General features: G+C 66.2%; 19 protein-coding genes. 11 read left to right on the forward strand and 8 right to left on the reverse strand.

Annotation, left to right across the window (positions count from 1 at the left end; translation table 11 throughout):
* Positions 1-32: 32 nt before the first annotated feature.
* Positions 33-815, forward strand: coding sequence for a crotonase/enoyl-CoA hydratase family protein (locus ACQP2D_RS41295; RefSeq protein WP_433681306.1), 783 nt, complete (start codon positions 33-35; stop codon positions 813-815).
* 62 nt (positions 816-877) lie between these two features.
* Here ACQP2D_RS41295 and ACQP2D_RS41300 read toward each other — a convergent pair whose 3' ends face one another.
* The gene (locus ACQP2D_RS41300; RefSeq protein WP_433681307.1) at positions 878-1294 is read right to left on the reverse strand and encodes a VOC family protein; all 417 of its coding nucleotides are present in this window, start codon (positions 1292-1294) and stop codon (positions 878-880) included.
* A 184-nt stretch (positions 1295-1478) separates the two neighbouring features.
* On the opposite strand from ACQP2D_RS41300, the gene ACQP2D_RS41305 reads away from it, so the two are divergent.
* From ACQP2D_RS41305 to ACQP2D_RS41315, 3 genes are all read left to right on the forward strand, one after another.
* Entirely contained in the window at positions 1479-2480 is a 1002-nt protein-coding gene (locus tag ACQP2D_RS41305; protein WP_433681308.1) for a sigma-70 family RNA polymerase sigma factor, read from the forward strand.
* A gap of 332 nt (positions 2481-2812) precedes the next feature.
* The gene (locus tag ACQP2D_RS41310) at positions 2813-4168 is read left to right on the forward strand and encodes an IS110 family transposase (RefSeq protein ID WP_433679144.1); all 1356 of its coding nucleotides are present in this window, start codon (positions 2813-2815) and stop codon (positions 4166-4168) included.
* 440 nt (positions 4169-4608) lie between these two features.
* Complete coding sequence (locus tag ACQP2D_RS41315; RefSeq protein WP_433681309.1) at positions 4609-5211, forward strand: DUF6461 domain-containing protein; 603 nt, start codon at positions 4609-4611, stop codon at positions 5209-5211.
* Between the two features lie 645 nt (positions 5212-5856).
* Here the strand turns inward: ACQP2D_RS41315 and ACQP2D_RS41320 are convergent.
* Both ACQP2D_RS41320 and ACQP2D_RS41325 read right to left on the reverse strand, forming a co-directional pair.
* A complete protein-coding gene (locus ACQP2D_RS41320) occupies positions 5857-7404 on the reverse strand; it encodes an acyl-CoA synthetase (protein WP_433681310.1) in 1548 nt (515 codons plus the stop codon).
* 22 nt (positions 7405-7426) lie between these two features.
* Positions 7427-8464, reverse strand: a complete 1038-nt coding sequence (locus ACQP2D_RS41325) for an LLM class F420-dependent oxidoreductase (RefSeq protein ID WP_433681311.1) — start codon at positions 8462-8464, stop codon at positions 7427-7429.
* A 151-nt stretch (positions 8465-8615) separates the two neighbouring features.
* Here ACQP2D_RS41325 and ACQP2D_RS41330 point away from each other — a divergent pair, with 151 nt between their 5' ends.
* Genes ACQP2D_RS41330 through ACQP2D_RS41350 form a run of 5 tightly spaced genes read left to right on the forward strand, consistent with a single transcriptional unit; the run spans position 8616 to position 13153 of the window.
* Positions 8616-9578 carry a Zn-ribbon domain-containing OB-fold protein gene (locus tag ACQP2D_RS41330; protein WP_433685923.1) on the forward strand — a complete coding sequence of 321 codons (963 nt, stop codon included), beginning with the start codon at positions 8616-8618 and terminating at the stop codon, positions 9576-9578.
* Positions 9579-9587: 9 nt separating this feature from the next.
* Complete coding sequence (locus ACQP2D_RS41335) at positions 9588-10652, forward strand: thiolase domain-containing protein (RefSeq protein ID WP_433681312.1); 1065 nt, start codon at positions 9588-9590, stop codon at positions 10650-10652.
* Positions 10649-11818: a thiolase domain-containing protein gene (locus tag ACQP2D_RS41340; RefSeq protein ID WP_433681313.1), complete on the forward strand. Its 1170-nt coding sequence runs from the start codon at positions 10649-10651 to the stop codon at positions 11816-11818. Before ACQP2D_RS41335 ends, ACQP2D_RS41340 begins: the two co-directional genes overlap by 4 nt.
* A gap of 31 nt (positions 11819-11849) precedes the next feature.
* Positions 11850-12740 carry a TIGR03619 family F420-dependent LLM class oxidoreductase gene (locus ACQP2D_RS41345; protein ID WP_433685924.1) on the forward strand — a complete coding sequence of 297 codons (891 nt, stop codon included), beginning with the start codon at positions 11850-11852 and terminating at the stop codon, positions 12738-12740.
* The gene (locus ACQP2D_RS41350) at positions 12737-13153 is read left to right on the forward strand and encodes a nuclear transport factor 2 family protein (protein WP_433681314.1); all 417 of its coding nucleotides are present in this window, start codon (positions 12737-12739) and stop codon (positions 13151-13153) included. The genes ACQP2D_RS41345 and ACQP2D_RS41350 overlap by 4 nt, the downstream gene beginning before the upstream one ends.
* A 121-nt stretch (positions 13154-13274) precedes the next feature.
* Here ACQP2D_RS41350 and ACQP2D_RS41355 read toward each other — a convergent pair whose 3' ends face one another.
* Complete coding sequence (locus tag ACQP2D_RS41355) at positions 13275-14582, reverse strand: cytochrome P450 (protein ID WP_433681315.1); 1308 nt, start codon at positions 14580-14582, stop codon at positions 13275-13277.
* 99 nt (positions 14583-14681) lie between these two features.
* Here ACQP2D_RS41355 and ACQP2D_RS41360 point away from each other — a divergent pair, with 99 nt between their 5' ends.
* Together ACQP2D_RS41360 and ACQP2D_RS41365 are read left to right on the forward strand one after the other, a co-directional pair.
* Positions 14682-15845, forward strand: a complete 1164-nt coding sequence (locus ACQP2D_RS41360) for a steroid 3-ketoacyl-CoA thiolase (RefSeq protein ID WP_433681316.1) — start codon at positions 14682-14684, stop codon at positions 15843-15845.
* Positions 15846-16205: 360 nt separating this feature from the next.
* Entirely contained in the window at positions 16206-16622 is a 417-nt protein-coding gene (locus ACQP2D_RS41365; RefSeq protein ID WP_011207048.1) for a helix-turn-helix domain-containing protein, read from the forward strand.
* Between the two features lie 313 nt (positions 16623-16935).
* Here the strand turns inward: ACQP2D_RS41365 and ACQP2D_RS41370 are convergent, their stop codons facing one another.
* The 4 genes from ACQP2D_RS41370 to ACQP2D_RS41385 form a co-directional block, all read right to left on the reverse strand.
* Positions 16936-17946, reverse strand: a complete 1011-nt coding sequence (locus tag ACQP2D_RS41370; protein WP_433681317.1) for a hypothetical protein — start codon at positions 17944-17946, stop codon at positions 16936-16938.
* On the reverse strand, positions 17943-18458 hold the full coding sequence (locus tag ACQP2D_RS41375) for an ImmA/IrrE family metallo-endopeptidase (RefSeq protein ID WP_433681318.1): 516 nt from the start codon (positions 18456-18458) through the stop codon (positions 17943-17945). Before ACQP2D_RS41375 ends, ACQP2D_RS41370 begins: the two co-directional genes overlap by 4 nt.
* Positions 18459-18469: 11 nt before the next feature.
* Positions 18470-19471: a hypothetical protein gene (locus ACQP2D_RS41380; protein WP_433681319.1), complete on the reverse strand. Its 1002-nt coding sequence runs from the start codon at positions 19469-19471 to the stop codon at positions 18470-18472.
* Positions 19472-20547: 1076 nt separating this feature from the next.
* Complete coding sequence (locus tag ACQP2D_RS41385) at positions 20548-21462, reverse strand: SDR family oxidoreductase (RefSeq protein ID WP_433681320.1); 915 nt, start codon at positions 21460-21462, stop codon at positions 20548-20550.
* Position 21463: the final 1 nt, after the last annotated feature.

Here is a 21463-nt window from a genome sequence, read left to right on the forward strand (position 1 = left end):
GCCGGCTCCCTGGAGTGTCAGGAGATCGAGTAATGCCAGATTGCCTCGTCGAGAAGCGCGATCACGTCCTCATCGTCACCATGAATCGCCCCGAGGCCCGCAACGCGCTGTCGGCCGAAATGATGGCGATCATGCGCGACGCCTGGGATCAGGTGGACAATGATCCCGATATCCGCGTCGCGATCCTGACCGGCGCGGGCGGCGCGTTCTGCGCTGGTATGGACCTCAAGGCGATGTCGGCCCGGCACCCTGGCGACGCCTCGACCGCGGGCAGTTTCGATCCCACCAAATTGGAGGCGCTGCTCAAGGGCCGCCGACTCACCAAACCGCTGATCGCGGCGGTGGAGGGCCCGGCCATCGCCGGCGGCACCGAGATCCTGCAGGGCACCGATATCCGAGTGGCCGGGGAAGGCGCGAAATTCGGTGTGTCCGAGGCTCGTTGGGGCCTGTTCCCGCTCGGCGGCTCGGCCGTTCGGCTGGTCCGCCAGATTCCCTACACCGTCGCCGCCGACATTCTGCTGACCGGCAGGCACGTTACCGCCGCCGAGGCCAAGGAGATCGGGTTGATCGGGCATGTGGTCCCCGACGGCACCGCATTGGACAAGGCACTCGAACTCGCCGCGCAGATCGCGGCGAACGGACCCGTTGCGGTGCAGGCTATTCTGCGCACCATTCGGGAGACCGAGGCCATGCCGGAAGAGGACGCCTTCCAGATCGAGGCCAAACTCGGCATGGCGGTGTTCCGGACCGCCGACGCCAAGGAGGGCCCCAAGGCCTTCGCCGAAAAGCGCAAACCCACCTTCACCGGCAGCTGAATTCCGTTCTCGCCGAGGCGATTCGAATGGTGGCACGCGGGCCACCATTCGGCCGCGGCGGATCAATTGCCGGGGTAGTCCATCCAGAAGGGCTCCCACTGGTGGCCGTCGGGGTCGATGAAGGTGCGGCCGAACATGCCGACCTGGGCCTCCTCGGCGCGGCGATCCTCGTTGAGTTCCTCGGTGGCGCCAGCGGCGAGCGCGGCCTCGGTGAGGATGTCGACCTCGCGCGCGCTCGCCAACGATAGCGCGAATGCGCCGCCGACCGTCGTGACGGTATCAGCGATCGGGCGCTTGCTGAACGTCGTGAAGAAGTCCCTGGTGAGCAGCATGGCGCAGATATTGTCGTCGATGACGATGCAGGCGGCGTTCTCATCGGTGAAGTCCTGGTTCACCTTCCAGCCGATGGCCTCGTAGAAATTCTTGGACCGGCCCAGGTCTGCGACGGGGAGATTGATGAAGATCATCTTGCTGGGCATTGGGGGTCCTTACGTCGTCTTCGGCGGTTTATAGGTATAGACGGCACGACCACGCCGAACTCATCGCGGCGGCGCCCGTGAACCCGGGGCACAAGCCGACATCCCCATCGTGGTGATCTTGATTCCGCAGGTAGGAAGCGTTTAGATCTCGAATGTGTCGGTGGGCTGTGGCAGGGTGACACCCATGAACGACTCGTCCGGCTCCACCGTCGGCCTCACCCCGGACGTCCTCGAGTCCTTCGAAGGACATCGGCGAGAGCTGTGCGCCTACGCCTATCGCATGCTCGGTTCCTCCTTCGAAGCGGAGGACGCGGTCCAGGAAACCTTCACCCGCGCGTGGAAGTCCTATGACTCGTTCGAGGGGCGCGCCAGCCTACGGTCCTGGCTGTACAAGATCACCACCAATGTCTGCCTGGATATGCTCGACGGCCCACAGCGCCGAGCCAGGCCGATGGATCTTTCCGGTCCGTCGCGGCCGGATTCGCCGCTGCCCATGCCGCAGCCGGACTACGTCTGGATCGAACCGATCCCCAATGCGCTTGCCTTCGGCTCGGATCCGGCCGAACACGCCTCCGCCAAGGACACTTTGCGGCTGGCATTCGTCGCCGCCTGTCAGCATCTGCCCGCCACCCAGCGCGCCATCCTGATCATGCGGGAGGTGCTGCGATTCTCGGCCAGCGAGACGGCCGAGGCGCTGACCATGTCCCCCGCATCGGTGAACAGCGCACTGCAGCGCGCCAGGGCGACCATGTCGAAGGTGCAGCCCGCCGACACCGACCGCTACGACGAATCCGACGACGATCAGCGCAAACTCGTCGACGATTTCGTCAAGGCCTTCGAGGCCTACGATATGGACACCCTGACCACCCTGCTGAAAGCCGATGTGGCACTGTCCATGCCGCCGATCGAACTGTGGATCTCCGGCCCCGAGAATGTGGCCGCCTTCATGCTCGGCACCGGCAGCGGCTGCCGCGATTCCCGCATGGTCCGCCTGGCAGGCGCCAACGGCCACCCCGCCTTCGGCCACTACAAACCACACGAAAGCGAAGCAGGCGTTTGGGTTCCGTGGTCGATCACGGTGCTCGAACTGGACGGCGACAGCATCGCCGGCCTCAACTTCTTCCTCGACACGGAGAAGCTGTTCCCGCTGTTCGGGTTGGCACCGGAATTGCGCGAGCCCGTCTGAGGTTTCGCTGCCGGTGGTCCGCGGGGGTGGGTGGGTCGGTGGTTGAGCAGGCCGGGCGGTGGCGAGCAGGCCGGGCGGAGGCGAGCAGGCCGGGCGGAGGCGAGCAGGCCGGGCGGAGGCGAGCAGGCCGGGCGGAGGCGAGCAGGCCGGGCGGAGGCGAGCAGGCCGGGCGGAAGTTGAGCACGCCGGGTAGGTAGGTCTTGAGCGATCGACTGACCTCAAACGCGCGATATGCGGCATAGAAAGACGTTCTGCGTGTCGGTCCGCGGGATAGGAACGCCTTCCTGATGCGCTTGTCGGGCTTGGTGTCCCATCGCAGGAGGAAGACGTTCGTGGGTAACAGTAGTGGCTTGTCGCGGGGTGATCGCAACCGAAACGCACGTTTGGCGCGGTTGCGGGCGCTGGTCCCGGTCGATAACGCTATCGTCGGGATCGATCTGGCTGATCGCAAACAGATGGTCGTGGTGACCGATCACGACTCGAAAGTGTTGGCGCGCAAAACATTCCGATGCCGCGCTTGGGATCTGGGTGCCGCGTTGGACTGGGCAGGTCAGCGGGCGGTCACGGCGGGTTTCACCGGTGTGACGGTGGCGTGCGAACCGACCGGACACCGGTGGCGAGTACTGGGCCAGCTGGCCGCCGACCGCAGCATGGCGTTCGTGTGCGTCCAACCGTCGATGACCTCCTGGTCACGCCGCGCCGAGGACCTCACCTGCGACAAAACCGATGAAAAAGACGCGGTGCTGATCGCCCGGCTGACCGCGCAGTTGCGCTGCTATGTCCCCGAACCAGTGGATGAAACGTGGGGCCGGTTGCGGCATCTCGGTGCGCGACGTGAGCAGTTGCTGGTGGAGATGGTCAGCCAAATCCAGCAGCTGCGCGCATTACTGGAATGCGTGTGGCCCGCCGCGCTGGACACCGCGCGCCAACCGTTCCGATCTCGCACCTGGGTCGCGACGTTGAGCGTGATCTGCGATCGCGACGGCGGCGATCTGTCCCGCACCCGCCGCCTCGGCATGACCCGCCTCGAGCAGGCCGTCCGCCGCGAGATCACACGCCGGGGAGGTCAGAAACCCTCGCTGCGGATCGCGCGCAACGTGTTCAACGCGCTCGACGACCAGGCCGGGGTGGTCGCGCACCGGCGCGGCGCACTGGAACGAGTGCAGCTGCTGCTGGGCGACTGGATCGAAAACCAACGCCGCCTCACCGACACCGAGGACCGAATGACAGCCGTGCTCAACGAACTTCGACTCACCGACCTGGTCACCTCCATCACCGGACTCTCCGCGGTCGGTGCTGCCGCGATCCTGGCCCAAACCGGTGACCCCACCCGGTTCACCACCGCCCGCGCTCTGGTCAAACACGCCGGACTGGCACCCCGGGAGAAACTCTCGGGCACGTTCACCGGACGAACCAAACTCACCGGCCAAGGCCGGCCCAGCCTGCGCCTAGCCGCTTGGCGGGCGGTCTGGGGCGCCCAACGCGCCAACCCTGTCTATGCCGCCCGCTACCGGCACCTGACCAGCCGCGACGACAACAAACTCAGCCCCACCCAAGCCCAAGCCGCCATCGCCGCCGCCATCCTGCGACACCTGCATGCCGTCATCACCACCGGCCGACGCTGGGATCCACACACCGCCACCCACGGCACACAACCAACCGACACCCCAATCCCGGTGGCCGCCTGACCAATTGAGCGGCCATCGAGCGGCCGGTCGGGGCGAGCCCCACTCGGCATAGAGACACTGCGTGATCTCGCCGGAAATCATGGGCAGCCCCGCCCGTCGTCACCTCAACCCGATTACACGCTGCTGGGCTCAACCCCATCACCGCTATGCAGGGACCACGACGGATGAGGGCACCGACCGAACCGCTTGACACGAAACGACTTACGCTGATTTCCGGACGTTGGACTTCCATCGAGTCCCGCAACAGCCCGCCGCATGGAACCGGCTTGTCCGCCGGAGGGGCCGTCGCTGCTAGACGACGGTCCGGGGCGGGGACGCGGCCATGGATGTCGGTGGCTCATGGCAGTGTCAGCCGCTGTGACTGCTTCAGCTGATGACGACGCCTGGTTTCATGATCATGGACTGTGTTTCCCGATCGCGATCAACGAACCGGGGGCATCGTGAACACCACGACCGGGGGCCTTGGGTGGATGTACGACACGGATCTGCCGCTGGTCAACCTCACCTTCGCGCGTCAGATCAGCGCCCAGGAGCTATTGGAGCGGATGGGCGTCGACCACAACACCGTGGCGGTGCGCGGGCCGAATGACTTCCGCAACGAGCTGGGCGGCCTTCTCTACGCAGACGACGGATATGTGGTCAGCGCAGGGCATTACCGAAGCTGGGCCTGGGCGTGGGAGCACGGCAGTTGGAAAGGCATCCAAGACCGAGGAATGGTGTTGCGTGCCTCGATCGGAACCGCGGCACTGGAGCTGCACGCCAGCGAGAAACCGGGAGAGGTGTTCCGGTACGCGGAGGACGGCCGCCTCATCACCGGACTCGACACCACGAACAGCTTCGCACGGACTGGCAGCGACCCGCACCGCTTCGACACCGAGATGCAGGCCCTCGGCGCCCGACCCGAAGAAGACGAATACGGTCCCTTGGGGTCCCTCGGAATGTTCTACAGGCTTGCAGAGAACCTCGGCGTCGGGGTGCCTCTGGATGACCTCAACAACCGTCCCGTCCTCAGCGGTCGGCTCCTGCCCCCAGCCTCGCGGTAGCTGCCGAGTCACCCGAACACGCGTGCCGGCGATTCGTGTGATGCAGACCAACCATCACATAATCGGCACTTCCGGACGTCTTCGGAGCCGGTTGGGTCATGGTTGAGCCGGAACGGGTGCGTCACGGATGGGCCGGTGTTGACACAGGCACGCCAGGTGGACGAGCACACTGGGCGGACGAGCAGGCCCGCGGATAGGTGTGGTCGGACGATTGAATAAGCCGAGCGGATAGGCAGACCGGGCCGACGAGCAGGTCAGGCAATTAGCGGGCACGGGCGGACAGACGGGGCGGGCGGACATGCAGCGAGGAGTCCAGTCAACGATGACCGGCGCCACCAGGTAAGCGGCGAGACTGCACGCGTATGCAATCCACACGGTGAGAGCGCCGGGCAGTCCCAACTGACACAGCGCAACTGCGCGCCGGACGGCACCCCCTTGCCGCTGCCACACACCCACTGACCGTCACGCACAGAGTGGGCCACCAAGCGACGCAACCCAACTGCGCGCCGCGCACAAGACTGGCCATCAGCGAGAACAACTGACTCCACTGGCGCACAACCAATGCACGTGACGCACAGGCAGTGATGGTCGCGCAGAAGGTATACCTCGTGCGCGACCATCACTGGGTGTGCGACAGCGATTCCGCTATGAGGCGGGGATGTAGCGGTCGCGGAGTTTGCGCTTGTAGAGCTTGCCGTTGGGGTCGCGGGGGAGTTCGTCGAGGTAGTCGATGGAGCGGGGCATTTTGTATTTCGCCAATTGGGTTGCGGCGTAGGCCAGTAGTTCGGTGGTGAGTTCGTCGTTGCCCTCGATACCGGCTGCCGGCTGGACGACGGCCTTGACCTCTTGGCCCCAATCCGGGTGCGGCAGACCGAAGACCGCGACGTCTTCGACCTTCGGGTGGGTGGTGAGGACGTTCTCGATCTCGGCCGGGTAGATGTTCACACCACCGGACAGGATCAGGTCGGAGCGGCGGTCGTGCAGGTAGAGGTAGCCGTCCTCGTCGAGGTGGCCGATATCGCCGACGGTGAAAAGGTCACCGACCCTTGACTCTTCGGTCTTCTCCTTGGCGTGGTGGTATTCGAAGCTGGACGCGCCCATCTTCATATAGACCAGACCGGGCTCCCCGGTGGGCAACTCGGAGCCGTCCTCCTCGCTGAGCACCTTGATGACCGACCAGGGCCAGGCCTTGCCCACCGAGCCCGGCTTCTTCAGCCAGTCGGCACCGTTGATGACCGTGCCGCCGCCCTCGGTCGCCGCGTAGTACTCGGTGACCGTCGGCCCCCACCACTCCAGCATCTGCCGCTTGGTCTCGCCCGGGCACGGGGCCGCGCCGTGCACCATGCTGCGCAGCGATGACACGTCGTACTTCGCGCGCACCTCCGCGGGCAGCGCGAGCAGCCGGTGGAACTGGGTCGGCACCATATGGCTGTGGGTCACCCGATATTTGTCGATGAGCCGCAGCATTTCCTCGGCGTCCCAGCGATCCATCAGAACGAGCTTGTGCCCCAACTGAATAGAGATGGTCGCGAAGTTCAGCACGGCGGTGTGATACAGCGGCGAACCGCAGATGTGCACGTGATCGTCGTAGGGCTTCAGCTCGAACAGACCGAAGAACGCGGTCGAAGCCACCGGAACGACATCCGGGTCGGTGCCGGTGAGCGGACGCCGAACACCCTTGGGCCGCCCCGTGGTTCCCGAGGTGTAGAGCATCGGCGCACCCGTGGTCCGATTATCGGGGCGACCGGTATCGGCGGCACCCAGCCAGGCCACGGACTTGAAGCCTTCGATCTCGCCGACCGCGAAGCGCGCGGTGGCCGGCAGTCCGGCCTCATCCGCCGCGGCGATCGCGACGGCGGCGAACCGATCGCTCGCGATGAAGGCCTTGGCCTCGCTGTCGGCCAGGATGTAGGCGACCTCGGGGCCGGTCAGATGCCAGTTCACGGCGACGATGTAGAGCCCGGCCTGGTAGGCCGCGAAGTAGGCGGCGACCGCCTCGACGCAGTTGTGCACCATGCTGACCAGCACGTCACCGGGCTGTAGACCGAGGGCCCGCAGGCCGGTGCCGTAACGGTTTGCGAGCGTGGCCAATTCGCGATAGGTCACTTCACGGCCGGATGGATCCACCAGGGCGATCCGATCGGGTTCCGCGTTCGCGATGTTCCAGAGACCGAGAATTTCTACCTGCGTCACCCCTACGAATCTAGAACGTGTTCTACATCTGTACAAGGGGTGCGAGCCGATGCAATTGCTCGATATCTGGAACAGACACCAGCATCTCGGTGACCCCGGCGGCTTCCCAAACCTCGAGTTGCTTACGCACATGCTCCTCGTCGCCGATGATCGCGGTATCCAAAATCAGCTCATCCGGCACCATTGCGGCGGCCTCGGCCTTCTTGCCGGACTGGAAGAGCCTGCCGATCTCGTCGACCTCGCGCTCGTAGCCCATCCGCCGGTAGACCTGCGCGTGAAAATTCAGCTCCGGCGCGCCCATGCCGCCGATGTAGAGCGCCATGATCCAGCGCATCCGCTCGAGTTCGCTCTTGGGATCGTCGGTGATCACCACCTGACAGCTCGCGGCGATCTCGAAATCGTCCCGCGAACGCCGCGCGCCCGCCCGGGCGAAGCCCTCATCGAGCCAGTCGTTGTACATCCCGGCCAGCCGCGGCGCGTAGTAGATCGCGAGCCAGCCATCGGCGATCTCGGCCGTCAGCGCGACATTCTTCGGCCCCTCCGCACCCAGCCAGATCGGCATATCCGCTCGTAGCGGGTGCACGATCGGCTTGAGCGGCTTACCGAGTCCGGTCGATCCCGGTCCGTTGTACGGCAGCGGGTACTGCGGCCCGTCATTGGTGACCGGCGCCTGCCGCTCCAGGATGCGGCGAATGATGCCGACGTACTCCCTGGTGCGCTGCAATGGCTTGGCGAACGGCTGCCCGTACCAGCCCTCGACCACCTGCGGCCCGGAGACGCCGAGCCCGAGAATGGCCCGGCCGCCGCTGAGATGGTCCAGCGTCAGCGCGTGCATGGCCGTCGCGGCCGGGGTGCGGGCCGACATCTGCACCACCGATGTGCCCAGCCGCACCCGCTGCGTGGCCGAGCCCCACCACATCAGCGGCCCGAAGGCATCCGATCCCCAGGATTCGGCGGCGAACACCGCGTCGAAACCGGCCGCCTCGGCGGCGACCACCAACTCGCCCGCATTCTGTGGCGGCTGCGCCATCCAATACCCGAGTTGCAATCCGAACTTCATGCGCGACCTCTTTCTCTCGCTGGCGTCCGCTTGCAGGTCGCTCGAAAGGGCCAGCAAGTTCTTGCCACCAGAATAAGAACCTGTTCTACTCGATATCGTGACTCAGGGGAATACCGCATCCGGCACAATCGCGGATGAGAGAGGGCCGGAATTGAACACACCGCCCGATGTACTCAGCGCACCCCTTCGGGTGCAATTCGACTACACGCGGTCGGTCGGGCCGGTCATCGGCACCTTCCTGACCGAGCTGCGCGGCCGCAAGATCGTGGGCGTGCGCGGCTCCGACGGCCGGGTGCTGGTACCGCCGCCGGAATACGATCCGGTCACCTCCGCGGCGCTGACCGAATTCGTCGACGTGGCCGATACCGGCACCGTCCGGTCGTGGACCTGGGTCCGCGATCCGCTGCCCGGCCAGCCGTTCGACCGCCCGTTCGCCTGGGCGCTGATCCAACTCGACGGCGCGGACACCACCATGCTGCACGCCGTCGACGTCGCCGCACCCGAGGACATCCACACCGGCCAGCGCGTGGTCGCCCGGTGGGCGGCCGAGCCCACCGGCAGCATCAAGGACATCGTCTGCTTCGAACCGGGCGAAACCTCCACCGCACCAGCGCCATCCGGTTCGGACGGCGAGCCGGTCACGGTGCTCATCACACCGGTCGACCTGAACTACATGCACAGCGCCTCCCCGCAGGAGACCGTCTACCTGCGCGGCCTGGCCGAGGGCAAACTGCTCGGCGGGCGCACCGACGCCGCGGGCAAGGTGTACTTCCCGCCGCGCGGCGCCAATCCGACCGACGGCAGGCCGACCGACGAGATCGTCGAACTGCCCGACCGCGGCATTGTGACCACCTTCTGCATCGTCAATGTGCCGTTCATGGGCCAGCGCATCAAGCCGCCGTATGTCGCGGCCTATGTGCTGCTCGACGGCGCCGATATCCCGGTGCTGCACCTGGTGCTCGGCTGCGACGCGAGCGAGGTGCGCATGGGCATGCGGGTGGAGGCGGTGTGGAAGCCGCGCGAGGAGTGGGGCTTCGGGCTCAGCAATGTTGACCACTTCCGCCCCACCGGCGAGCCGGATGCCGACTACGAGACGTACAAGCACCACCTCTGAGAGGCCACGTTGACCAACGCAGTAACAGGCGCAAGCGCCAACTCTGGCACCGACATCGCGGTCGTGGGATTCGCCCACGCACCGCATGTGCCGGAGACCTTCGGCACCACCAACGGTGTCGAGATGCTGGTGCCCGTCTTCCAGCAGCTCTACACCCGACTCGGCATCACCAAGTCCGATATCGACTTCTGGTGCTCCGGTTCCTCGGATTACCTCGCGGGCCGCGCCTTCTCCTTCATCTCGGCGGTCGACGCCATCGGCGCGGTACCGCCGATCAACGAATCGCATGTCGAGATGGACGCCGCCTGGGCGCTGTACGAGGCATTCGTGAAACTGCGCTCCGGACAGGCGAAGACCGCGCTTGTCTACGGCTTCGGCAAGTCCTCCGCGGGCACGCTGCGCCAGGTGCTCACCATGCAGCTCGATCCCTACCTGGTCACCCCGCTCTGGCCGGACGCCTGGTCGATCGCGGGTCTGCAGGCGCGGGCCGGGCTGGACGCGGGGCGCTGGACCGAACGCGATATGGCGGCGGTCGCCGCCGGTGACTCCGGCGATATCGAAACCCTGCTCGCCGCACCGTATATCGCCGATCCGCTGCGCGCGCACGATGTCGCACCGATCACCGACGGTGCCGCTGCCATTGTGCTCGCGGTCGGCGACCGGGCTCGGGAACTCTGCGAGCGCCCGGCCTGGCTCACCGGCATGGCGCACCGGGTGGACACACCCAATCTCGGCGCCCGCGATCTGACCGTCTCACCGTCGACTGCGGCCGCGGCACAGTCGGTTACCGGCGGGGATACCAGCGGCTTCGATATCGCCGAACTGCACGCGCAGTTCAGCCATCAGCAGCTGATCCTCGCCGAGGCGATCGGGTTGCGGCCCGAGACCAAGGTGAATCCGTCCGGCGGCGCACTCGCCGCCAATCCGATGTTCGCGGCGGGCCTGGAGCGCATCGGCTTCGCGGCCGAGGCGATCATGGCGGGCACCGCGAATCGGGCGCTCGCCCACGCCAGCAGCGGCCCGGCGCTGCAGCAGAACCTGGTAGCCGTTTTGGATTCGGAGGCGAGCCGATGAGCTTTCCCGCTGCGGTGCTCGGCACCGGACAAACCCATCACGTGACGAAACGAACCGATGTGTCCATGGCGGGCATGTGCCGCGAGGCCATCGATCGTGCACTCGACGACGCCGGGCTCACCATCGCCGATATCGATGCGGTGGTGGTCGGCAAGGCGCCGGACTTCTTCGAGGGCGTCATGATGCCCGAGCTGTATCTGGCGGATGCCTTGGGCGCCACCGGAAAACCGCTGCTGCGCGTGCACACCGCCGGATCCGTCGGCGGCTCGACCGGTATCGTCGCCGCCAATCTGGTGCAGGCCGGGGTGCACAAGCGGGTGCTCGCCATCGCCTGGGAGAAGCAGTCGGAATCGAATGCCATGTGGGCGCTGTCGTTTCCGGTGCCCTTCACCATGCCGGTCGGCGCGGGGGCGGGCGGCTACTTCGCACCGCATGTGCGCTCCTACATTCGCCGGTCGAACGCACCGGGCCATATCGGTGCGATGGTCGCGGTGAAGGATCGCCGCAACGGCGCGAAGAATCCCCTCGCGCACCTGCACCAGCCCGACATCACGCTGGAGAAGGTGCTCTCCTCCCAGATGCTGTGGGATCCGATCCGATTCGACGAGACCTGCCCGTCCTCCGACGGCGCCTGCGCCGTGGTGATCGGTGACGAGGAAGCCGCGAAGGCCGTCGAGGCCACCGGTAAGACGGTCGCCTGGGTGCACGGCACCGCCATGCGCACCGAGCCGACCACCTTTGCCGGACGCGATCAGGTCAATCCGCAGGCCGGACAGGATGCGGCCGCCGCGCTGTGGCAGGCCGCCGGAATCACCGACCCGCTCAAAGAGATCGACGTGGCCGAGATCTACGTGCCGTTCTCCTGGTTCGAGCCGATGTGGCTGGAGAACCTGGGCTTCGTTCCCCAGGGCGACGGCTGGAAACTCACCGATAAGGGCGAGACCGAGATCGGCGGAACGCTGCCGGTCAACCCATCCGGCGGCGTGCTCTCCTCGAATCCGATCGGCGCCTCCGGACTCATCCGGTTCGCCGAGGCCGCCAAACAGGTCATGGGCCGGGCCGGGGACTACCAGGTCGCGAATGCCAAGAAGGCGCTCGGGCACGCGTACGGCGGCGGGTCGCAGTACTTCGCCATGTGGGTTGTGGGCTCGGAGCAGCCGCACTGAGGCAAGGACCGCTGATATGAGCCAAGGAACATTGAAGTTCACCCTCGGCATCGCGCTGAGTCCGCTGGAGCAGCTGCCCGAGCTGGCGAAAACGGCTGAGGAGTGCGGATTTTCATCGATCGCACTCCCCGACTCGCTGTTCTACATGAAGTCGGCGGCCGCGAAGTATCCCTACACCGCCGACGGCAGTCGGTTCTGGGGACCGGAGACACCGTGGGTCGACCCGCTCATCGGTGCGACCGCTATGGCGGCCGTGACCAGCCGAATTCACTTCTACACCAACGTGCTCAAGCTCGGTTCACGCAATCCGCTGCTGCTGGCCAGGCAGGTCGGCTCGGTAGCCAACCTGTCCGGCAACCGGTTCGGATTCGGCGTCGGAATCGGTTGGGCACCAGAGGAATTCGAATGGTGTGGGGTGCCCTACGCGAAGCGGGGCGCGCGAGTCGACGAGATGATCGAGGTCATCAAGTTGGTGCTCGGCGGCGGCATGGTGGAGTACCACGGGGAATTCTTCGATTTCGATCCGCTGCAGATCAGCCCGGCGCCGAGCCAGCCGGTCCCGTTCTATATCGGCGGCCACACCGAACCCGCGCTGCGCCGGGCGGCCAAGGTCGGTGACGGCTGGACCTCGGCGATGATGACCTATGCCGAACTGTGCACCACCATCGGCAAGCTCGGCGCGCTGCGCGCCGAATTCGGCCGTGAACAGGTGCCGTTCGAGATCCAGGCGGTGTGCGTCGACAAGTTCGGGCGCACCGGATATCAGGATCTGGCCGATGCCGGGGTGACCGATGCGATCGTGATCCCGTGGCTGGCCGATGGCATCGGCTTCGAGGGTGAACTGGCGGCCAAGCAGGAGTCACTGCGCCGCTTCGCCGCGAAGAATATCGAGGAACCCATCGTCGCGAAGGCAGCAGTATGAGTACCACCGAACATCCAGCACGGGCCGCCGGACTCGCATCGCAGGCCGCGGTGCGAGCGCGCGATAAGCAGGCGTGGGTCGATCTGTTCGCGACCGACGGCATTGTCGAAGATCCCATCGGCCCTTCGGGTTTCGATCCGGAGGGCAGGGGCCATCGCGGCAAGGAGGCCATCGCGGCATTCTGGGATATGGCGATCGCGAAGACCGATTCGATCGAATTCCACTTCGGGGACTCGTTCGCCTGCGGCAATGAGATCGCCTTCACCGGCCTGATCCGCACCAGGATGGGCGGGCACCAGATCGATGCCGAGGGCGTCTTCACTTACAAGGTGGACGAAACGGGCAAAATCGCTGCGCTGCGGGCATTTTGGGAGGTCGACCGCGCCATGGCGACCGCGAAGCCCGCTACCTGAGCACGCTGCCTCCCCCTCGGGGCAGCACGAAAGGGGCCCTCGTACCGGCAAGGGGACTACCGGTACGAGGGCCCTTTCGTGTGGACCCAGGCTGCCGACACAAGCCTGGGTCCGCGACGTGTCAGTGCGCGACCGGGCAGCCCGAGCCCTTGTAGTCGACCTGGAACTCCTTGACACCGTTGAGCCAGCCCGAGCGCAGTCGCTTCGGATCACCGAGCTTGGTGATATCGGGCATGGCGTCGGCAATGGCGTTGAAGATCAGGTCGACCTCCATCCGGGCCAGATTCGCGCCGATGCAGAAGTGCGCACCGGTACCACCGAAGGACAAGTGCTGGTTGTCCTTTCGCGTGATGTCGAACTGCTCCGGATTCTCGAAGACCTCCTCGTCGAAGTTGGCCGAGCGGTAGAGCATGATCACCCGCTGGCCCTTCTTGATCTGCACACCCCCGAGTTCGGTGTCCTCGAGCGCGGTCCGCTGGAACGAGGTGACCGGGGTCGCCCACCGGATGATCTCGTCGGCGGCGGTGGCCGGGCGTTCCTTCTTGAACAGCTCCCATTGGTCCGGATGCTCCAGGAAGGCCGCCATACCATGGGTGATCGCATTGCGGGTGGTCTCATTGCCCGCGACGGCCAGCATGATGACGAAGAAGCCGAACTCCTCCGGGGTCAGCTCATCGCCATCGACATCGGCCTCGATCAACTTGGTCACGATGTCATCGGCCGGACATTCCTTGCGCGCCGCGGCCATTTGGTAGGCGTAGCCGAGCACCTCGGCGGAGGCGGCCACCGGATCGGCCTCGTTCTCCGGATCGTCATAGCCGGTCATATCGTTCGACCAGGTGAAGACCTTTCCGCGGTCTTCCTGCGGGACGCCGATCAGCTCGGCGATGGCCTGCAGCGGCAGCTCCGAGGCGACCTGGGTGACGAAGTCACCGGAGCCGGATTCCGCCGCCTCCTTCACGATGGACTCCGCCCGCGCCTTGAGTTCGGCGCGCAGGCCGTTGATCACGCGCGGAGTGAAGCCGCGGGAGATGATCTTGCGCAATTTGGTGTGCTGGGGTGCGTCCATGTTCAACAGGACGAAGCGCTGCAGTTCGATCTGCTCGCGGGTGATGTCGTCGTTGAAGCGCGGAATCGCGGTGTTCTCGAAGGTGGAGAACACATCGCTGCGGCGCGAGACCTCCTTGACGTCCGCATGCTTGCTCACCACCCAGAAGCCCTCGTCGTGGAAGCCGCCGACTTCGGGGGGCTGCGGATTCCACCAGATCGGTGCGGCGCGACGCAGTTCGGCGTACTCCTCCACCGGAACACGCTCGGCGTAAATGTCCGGGTCCGTGACATCGAACCCATCCGGCAGATTCGGCCGGGCATTCCGCGGATCAACCACCAGATGTCTCCTTCGACAAACTGAAACACGTTCTACAATCATTGAAGCATAGGCTGCATAATGAGGGAAGAACAGGACAGATTCGCCTGTCGCAGGTATGAACACACGTTTCATTTTTCTGTCCCTGAAGAAAGGTTGGACATGGGCACACCCGTCATCGTCGAGGCCGCTCGCACCCCCATCGGCAAGCGCGGCGGCTGGCTCGCCGGTCTGCACGCCGCCGAACTGCTCGGCCTCGCTCAGCGCGGGCTGCTCGATAAGGCACATCTGGATCCCGCACAGGTGGAGCAGGTCATCGGCGGCTGCGTCACCCAGGCCGGCGAGCAGTCCAATAACGTGACCCGGGTCGCCTGGCTGCATGCCGGGCTGCCGTGGCAGGTCGGCGCCACCACCATCGACGCCCAGTGCGGTTCGGCCCAGCAGGCCAACCACCTCATCGCCGGCCTGATCGCGACCGACGCCATCGAGATCGGCATGGCCTGCGGCGTGGAGGCGATGAGCCGAGTTCCTTTGGGCGCCAACGTCGGCGAGCACGCCGGTCCACGTCGGCCCGCCTCCTGGAATATCGATCTGCCGAACCAGTTCGAGGCGGCCGAGCGTATTGCCAAGCGGCGCGGCATCACTCGCGCCGATCTCGACGAGCTCGGCGTCCGTTCGCAGCGCTTGGCCGCCAAGGCCTGGGCCGAGGGCCGCTTCGACCGCGAGGTGCTGCATGTGACCGCGCCAGCGGTCGACAAGGAAGGCAATCTCACCGGCGAGAAGCTGGACGTGACAAGGGATCAGGGCCTGCGCGAAACCACCCTGGAGGGACTGGCCAAGCTCAAGCCGGTGCTGGAGGGCGGAATCCACACCGCGGGCACCTCATCGCAGATCTCCGACGGCGCGGCCGCGGTGCTGCTGATGGACGAAAAGGCCGCGCGGCGAGCGGGTTTGCGTCCGCGCGCACGGATCGTGACGCAGGTACTGGTCGGCGCGGAGCCCGAGTTCCACCTCGACGGGCCGGTGCAGGCGTGCACCCGACTGCTCGAACGGTCCGGCATGAATATCGGCGACATCGACCTTTTCGAGATCAATGAGGCTTTTGCGGCAGTTGCACTTTCATGGGCGTCTGTACACAAGCCGGACATGGACCGGGTAAATGTAAACGGCGGCGCTATCGCACTCGGACATCCGGTGGGTTCGACCGGATCCCGGCTCATCACAACGGCTTTGCACGAACTGGAGCGAACCGGAGGCAGCACCGCGATGGTGCTCATGTGTGCGGGCGGGGCACTGGCGACAGGCACCATCATCGAGAGATTGTAAGAGTTTCAACCAATTCCGCGCTTTGTTGAACGTTCATCCCAATGAGCCCAAAACGTGTCGTACGCCACACAAACACCAGGACACGCCACTAGATGACCCGTCAGCTATCTTGGGGTTATCATCGGTCTGCCGGGGAAGGTGCTCGCGACGGGCAAGAACCGGTTCACACCACGTTTTCCCAAGAGCCGTTGGCGTGACCCGCAAACGCAACCGTCGCAGTGCCTTCCCGGGAGCGGCACCTAGAAGCTTCAAGGAAATCCTGAATCAGGCGTAGGTTTTCAGTTACTGAGCCGCTAATATCAATGATACGTATCCGAGATAACGACTGTTAGTACAGCGAAGGGAATTGGGCGGCTCACAATGGCTGATTTCGCGGCGCGGCTGAACAAGCTGTTCGAAACCGTGCATCCCCCGGGGCGCAAGCCGCACACCAACGCGGAGGTTGCGGCTGCGCTGACGGCCTCCGGACATCCGATCTCGAAACCGTACCTCTCGCAGTTGAGGTCGGGACAGCGGACCAACCCGTCGGACGAAACGGTGGCTGCACTGGCCAAGTTCTTCAAGGTCAAACCGGACTACTTCTTCAACGACATCTATGCCGCCAAGATCGATCACGATCTGGAGTTGCTGTCCCAGCTGCAGGGCTACGGGCTGCGACGGCTGTCGAGTAGGGCGTTCGACCTGTCCGAAGAATCACAGAACCTCCTCACCTCCATGGCGGAGAAATTGCGGGCAAGCGAAGGTCTGCCCGAAATTCCTCCGGATGGCACCGAATAGGTTCTCCCGCAGCGCAGTACGGTGCGACCCACAGGGTCGCACCGTACTGCGTCATGGGTATGGCCCCACCAGACCGCGGGCGCGCCTACGGTGCCCCTAAAGTTGTGGGCTTGGTGGCGCATACCGGGTTGCGATAAAAGCGCGCCCCTAAGAGACCCGCTACTGATGAAATCAGTTGCGCGGATACGTCGACAGACACAAGGAATGCGGCACTGCGGAAGCGGTGCCGGATTCCTTGCTATGTCAACCTTATTGAATACCCGGAGCGAGCCCTCCGGAATGCCTCGAGCTGATCGGTTTTGATGTCACTCGATCAATTCCGGGCCGACGATGCCGCGCCCGCTCGGTAGGCGCGCGCGATTGCTTGGACCCACCCGCGAGGACTAATACCCTCCGGCGGAGCAATCCACCGCGCGTCGACTACCACCTCACCCAATGGGTTTCGCGCCCACTGCGCGACCCGGTCGGCCCGCGCGGACACCAGTGGCGGTGGCGGACCCGCGCTGACCAGCTCGACGCCGCCGCCGGATTGCAGATATAACGCATCCATGATCTGCGCGACCTGATCGGATGCCTCGAGCTGTGTGGAGGTACCCGGCTGGTCATGCGCGACCACCTCCGGGAACCGGCCGATCATGATGCGGTGCAGAACCTTGATCTGCCGCAACAGGATTCGCGCGCGCACCCACAGCTCGACCACGATCCACACCGCGCCGAACGCGATGAGCAGGGCCGCCGCCGCCCAAGCGGGCCAACCCCAGTTCGGTTCGCCGGGTTTCGCGACCGGCGCGTCGATGAAGGCCCGGCGGATCTGCAGCACGGCGAGCACCGCGACGAGCGTGGTCCCGGCGGTATAGATCGCGATACCGCGACCGAGCGTTGTCCAGTCCAGGTTGCGCACACCGGTGATGACAATGAAAACGCAGCCGAGCGCGACCACCATCCAGCCGAAAGTGGTGGACCAGAACAGGTTCACCGCCACCGCGACCGAGCCGATGCCGTAGATCAGGAATGCGATCTGACGCAGATTGCGGCGGGAGACGACCGGCCACGCCGCGGACGCGACCACCGAGGTCGCGGTCGCGAACAGCATCCAGGCCGAGGTCACGACACCGTCGGACAGCAGGCCCGAATGCAGACCGCGCGGTAGCAGATTGTCGATGGCGAGAGCGATTTCGGGAACCGCGACGGTGGCCCCGAGTGCGACCGCCGCGACCGCGACGACGATCGCCACCCGCGCGGTCGTCGCGGGCTTCACCAGTACCCGGCCGACACGCGCACCGGCCGCAACCCAGACCAGCATGGCCGTCAACCAGAGGGTCATCCCAGCGCCTCATCGAATCGAAGAACCGAGACGCCTGCGCCCCGGTTGTTGAACACGCGGAGTCGGGTCATCAGCATGGCGGCGAAGGTTTCGGCCTCCCATTCGGCGAGTTCGTCCGCACCGTCGTCGACGATCTGCTGATGCGCACGCTGGCTGAGCATGTAGGCGATCAGATCGTCACTGGCCTCCAGTGTCACCTCGGGCGCGGGCACGCCCTCGTGGCCGAAGACGATATGGCCCAATTCGTGTGCGAGGGTGTGCTCTCGGCTCGGCAGTGCGGTGGCGAGCACGATCACATCGCGGTCCGGATAGAAGCGGCGCTGGCCGCAGACGCCGGGACCCAGTTCCGCACTGGCGATTTCGATCTCGCGACGCCGCTCGCTGGCAATGGAGGCGACGACCTCGTCCAGGGTGGTCGCATCGGAATCCGCGGCGACGGCGCACACCGCGTCGACCGCCGCCGCCACCCGTCGATAGGCCCGGAGCCCGGTTTGCGTTCTGCTCTGACTCATCGAACGCCCCTTTACGTCCTCGGTCCGAAGAACTCGGCACGCGCGGCATCGATGCGGGCCTGTGCGGCCGACGCGCTCTGGAAACTCACTGCGCCGGAAGCAGTTCCGGCCAGCGCGAGCACGATCAGGCCGCTTACCACGCCGAGCACATTGGGCTCGGGCAGGCCGTCGTCGGCACTGGTCGGCCGGACGTCCGGATTCGGCCTGGCCGGGGCCGCGGGTGGGGCGGCCGGAGGTGCGGGCGGCGGCGGCACCTGCTCCGGAGCGGGAGCGAGCGGCGCGGCCACCGGGACCGGCGCGAGTTGCGGTGCCGCCGGCGCGGGCGGTGCCGCCGGTGCGGGCGGTGCCGCCGGTGCGGGCGGTGCCGCCGGTGCGGGCGGTGCCGCCGGTGCGGGCGGCGCGGGCGGGACGATGATCGGAACGGGGGGCACCGCCGGAGCGGGCGGCGCGGGCAGTGGGATCAGGAGCAAAAGCAGGGGGGACGCCGAGCCGACCGCGGCGGAGCCGACGGCCGCGGAACCTACCGCGGCGGAACCGGTTCCGGCCGAACCGACACCAGCGGATCCGACACCGGCCGAACCGACCGCGGCCGAACCCGTGCCAACCAGCGCCGATCCGGTGCCGACAGCAGCGGAACCGACTGCCGCGGAACCTGTTCCGAGGAGGGCGGATCCGGTGCCCAGCGCCGCCGAACCGGTACCGGCCACCACCGCCGAACCGATGCCGAGAATGGTGGCGACACCCGCCGAACCGGTGCCGATGATCGCGCCAACGCCCGCGGAGCCCGTGCCGATAATGGTGCCCACGCCGACCGAGCCGCCGCCGAGGAGTGCGCCGAGCAGACCCGTCGCGCCGAGGGCCGCGGAGCCAGCGGCGGCGGAACCCGCGGCCGAACCGGGACCGGCGGCCTGGTTGATACCCGCGGCCGCATCGGTCGGATCAAGTGGTGAACCGACACTCGACTGGCCCGGAATCGCCAGGGGCTTCCATACATCGCTGGTCGCATCTGGCACAGGGATATTGGGGTCCGCGCACTGTGGGCACGCGCTGCCGGGCTGGGCCTCGGCCGACACTCCCCCGAGGAGCGCAAGGCCAGCCACAGTCGCAAGCACTGCAACCACACGCGACGTGCGACCAACGGCCATGCGCCAGCCTTCCCCTGATTCGATATAGCGCAGATCTGTTGCCCGGTCGCAACGCACAAATTCCGGGACTTTGACGGACGGGAGCCCATAGTAAACCGCAGCCCAAAACCGCGCAGTCGGTCGGGCCACGCACGGCATAAGATGCGCCCGACCGACCTTCTGCCCGGAACCGGTCGAACGCCCAGATCGCGCCTTCGGAAGTTCAGGTGTAATCCCGAACACACTTCCGCGTTAATCCCCTACGCGCATCCCTGGCAAAACCGGTGGACCAGTACGTATGCCGAGGTCCCCCGGAGACCGGTCAACACCCGAAATCCGGCGTCGGCACGGCCGGTTCGGACGACACAGCGAACCTGCCCTCGTCACAGCGGCCTCGCGCAACGGACTGCATGATGCGCCAAGGCTGGCACACCGACGTATTGCTGACGACGGTGCACGGGAATTCGGCCGAGTCCTCGAAGCGCACGCGCCGTAATGCCCTCTCGCTCGGCGTTCGTCAGGCGCGGAGCGACCGCACTTGCCGACCCACACGGAGCGAGTCTTACGAGCAACCGTTCGCGGCCCGTCTCGCGTCCGAGCCGTCGAAGCGCATGCACTGCAAGCACGAACCTCGACCACCGGACAGTGCACCTCGGGCACCGAACTACCCGCTCGAGGCGACCACCACGGAGCGAGTCTTACGAGCAACCGTTCGCGGCCCGTCTCGCGTCCGAGCCGTGGAAGCGCATGCACTGCAAGCACGAACCTCGACCACCGGACAGTGCGCCTCGGGCACCGAACTACCCGCTCGAGGCGACCACCACGGAGCGAGTCTTACGAGCAACCGTTCGCGGCCCGTCTCGCGTCCGAGTCGTCGAAGCGCATGCGACGCAGTCGCGAGTCTCGACGGCTCGGACGCGAGACACCAGGGGGCCGCGAACACGCAGCGCCGCAGGCGCTGCAAATCAAACAGAGCCGTACACCGGCTCCGGCGGAACGGACTTGGCGATCAGGTCGGCTACCACCGGACCGAGTTCGGCGGGGTTCCAGCGCGCGCCGCGATCCACGGCGGTGCCGTGGCGCCAGCCATCGGCCAGGGCCACCTTGCCGCCCTCGACCTCGAACATCCGGCCGGTGACAGCCGCCGATTGCGGGCTGCCCAGCCAGACGACGATCGGCGAAACGTTTTCCGGAGCCATCGCGTCGAAGCCGTCCTCGGGGGCGGCCATGGTTTCGGCGAAGACGGTCTCGGTCATGCGGGTACGGGCGGCGGGGGCGATGGCGTTGACGGTGACGCCGTAGCGCGCGAATTCGGCAGCGGCGGTGAGGGTCAGGCCCGCGATACCCGCCTTGGCCGCACCATAGTTGCCCTGGCCGACGCTGCCCTGCAGGCCCGCGCCGGAGCTGGTGTTGATGATGCGGGCGTCGACCGGACGACCGGCCTTGGATTCGCCGCGCCAGTACTCGATGGCATGGCGCATGGTCGCGAAGTGACCCTTGAGGTGCACCCGGATCACCGCGTCCCACTCGTCCTCGCCGAGGTTCACCAGCATCCGGTCGCGCACGAATCCGGCATTGTTGACCAGCACATCCAGACCGCCGAAGGTGTCGACGGCCTGGCGGATGAGGTTGCGCGCACCGTCCCAGTCCGCGATGTCGTCACCATTGGCCACGGCCTCCCCGCCGAGCGCCTTGATCTCGGCGACGACCTGTTCGGCGGGAGTCTCGCTGGTCGCCGCACCATCCAGGGCGGAGCCCAGATCGTTGACCACCACGTGCGCCCCGGCGGCGGCGAAGGCGAGCGCGTGCGCCCGGCCGATACCGCGACCAGCGCCGGTGACAATGACGACGCGCCCCGCGCAGATCTGCTCGGTGTCCATA

Origin of the sequence: Nocardia sp. CA-119907, from assembly GCF_050955995.1 — a bacterium.
In the GTDB taxonomy this organism is placed as follows: domain Bacteria; phylum Actinomycetota; class Actinomycetes; order Mycobacteriales; family Mycobacteriaceae; genus Nocardia.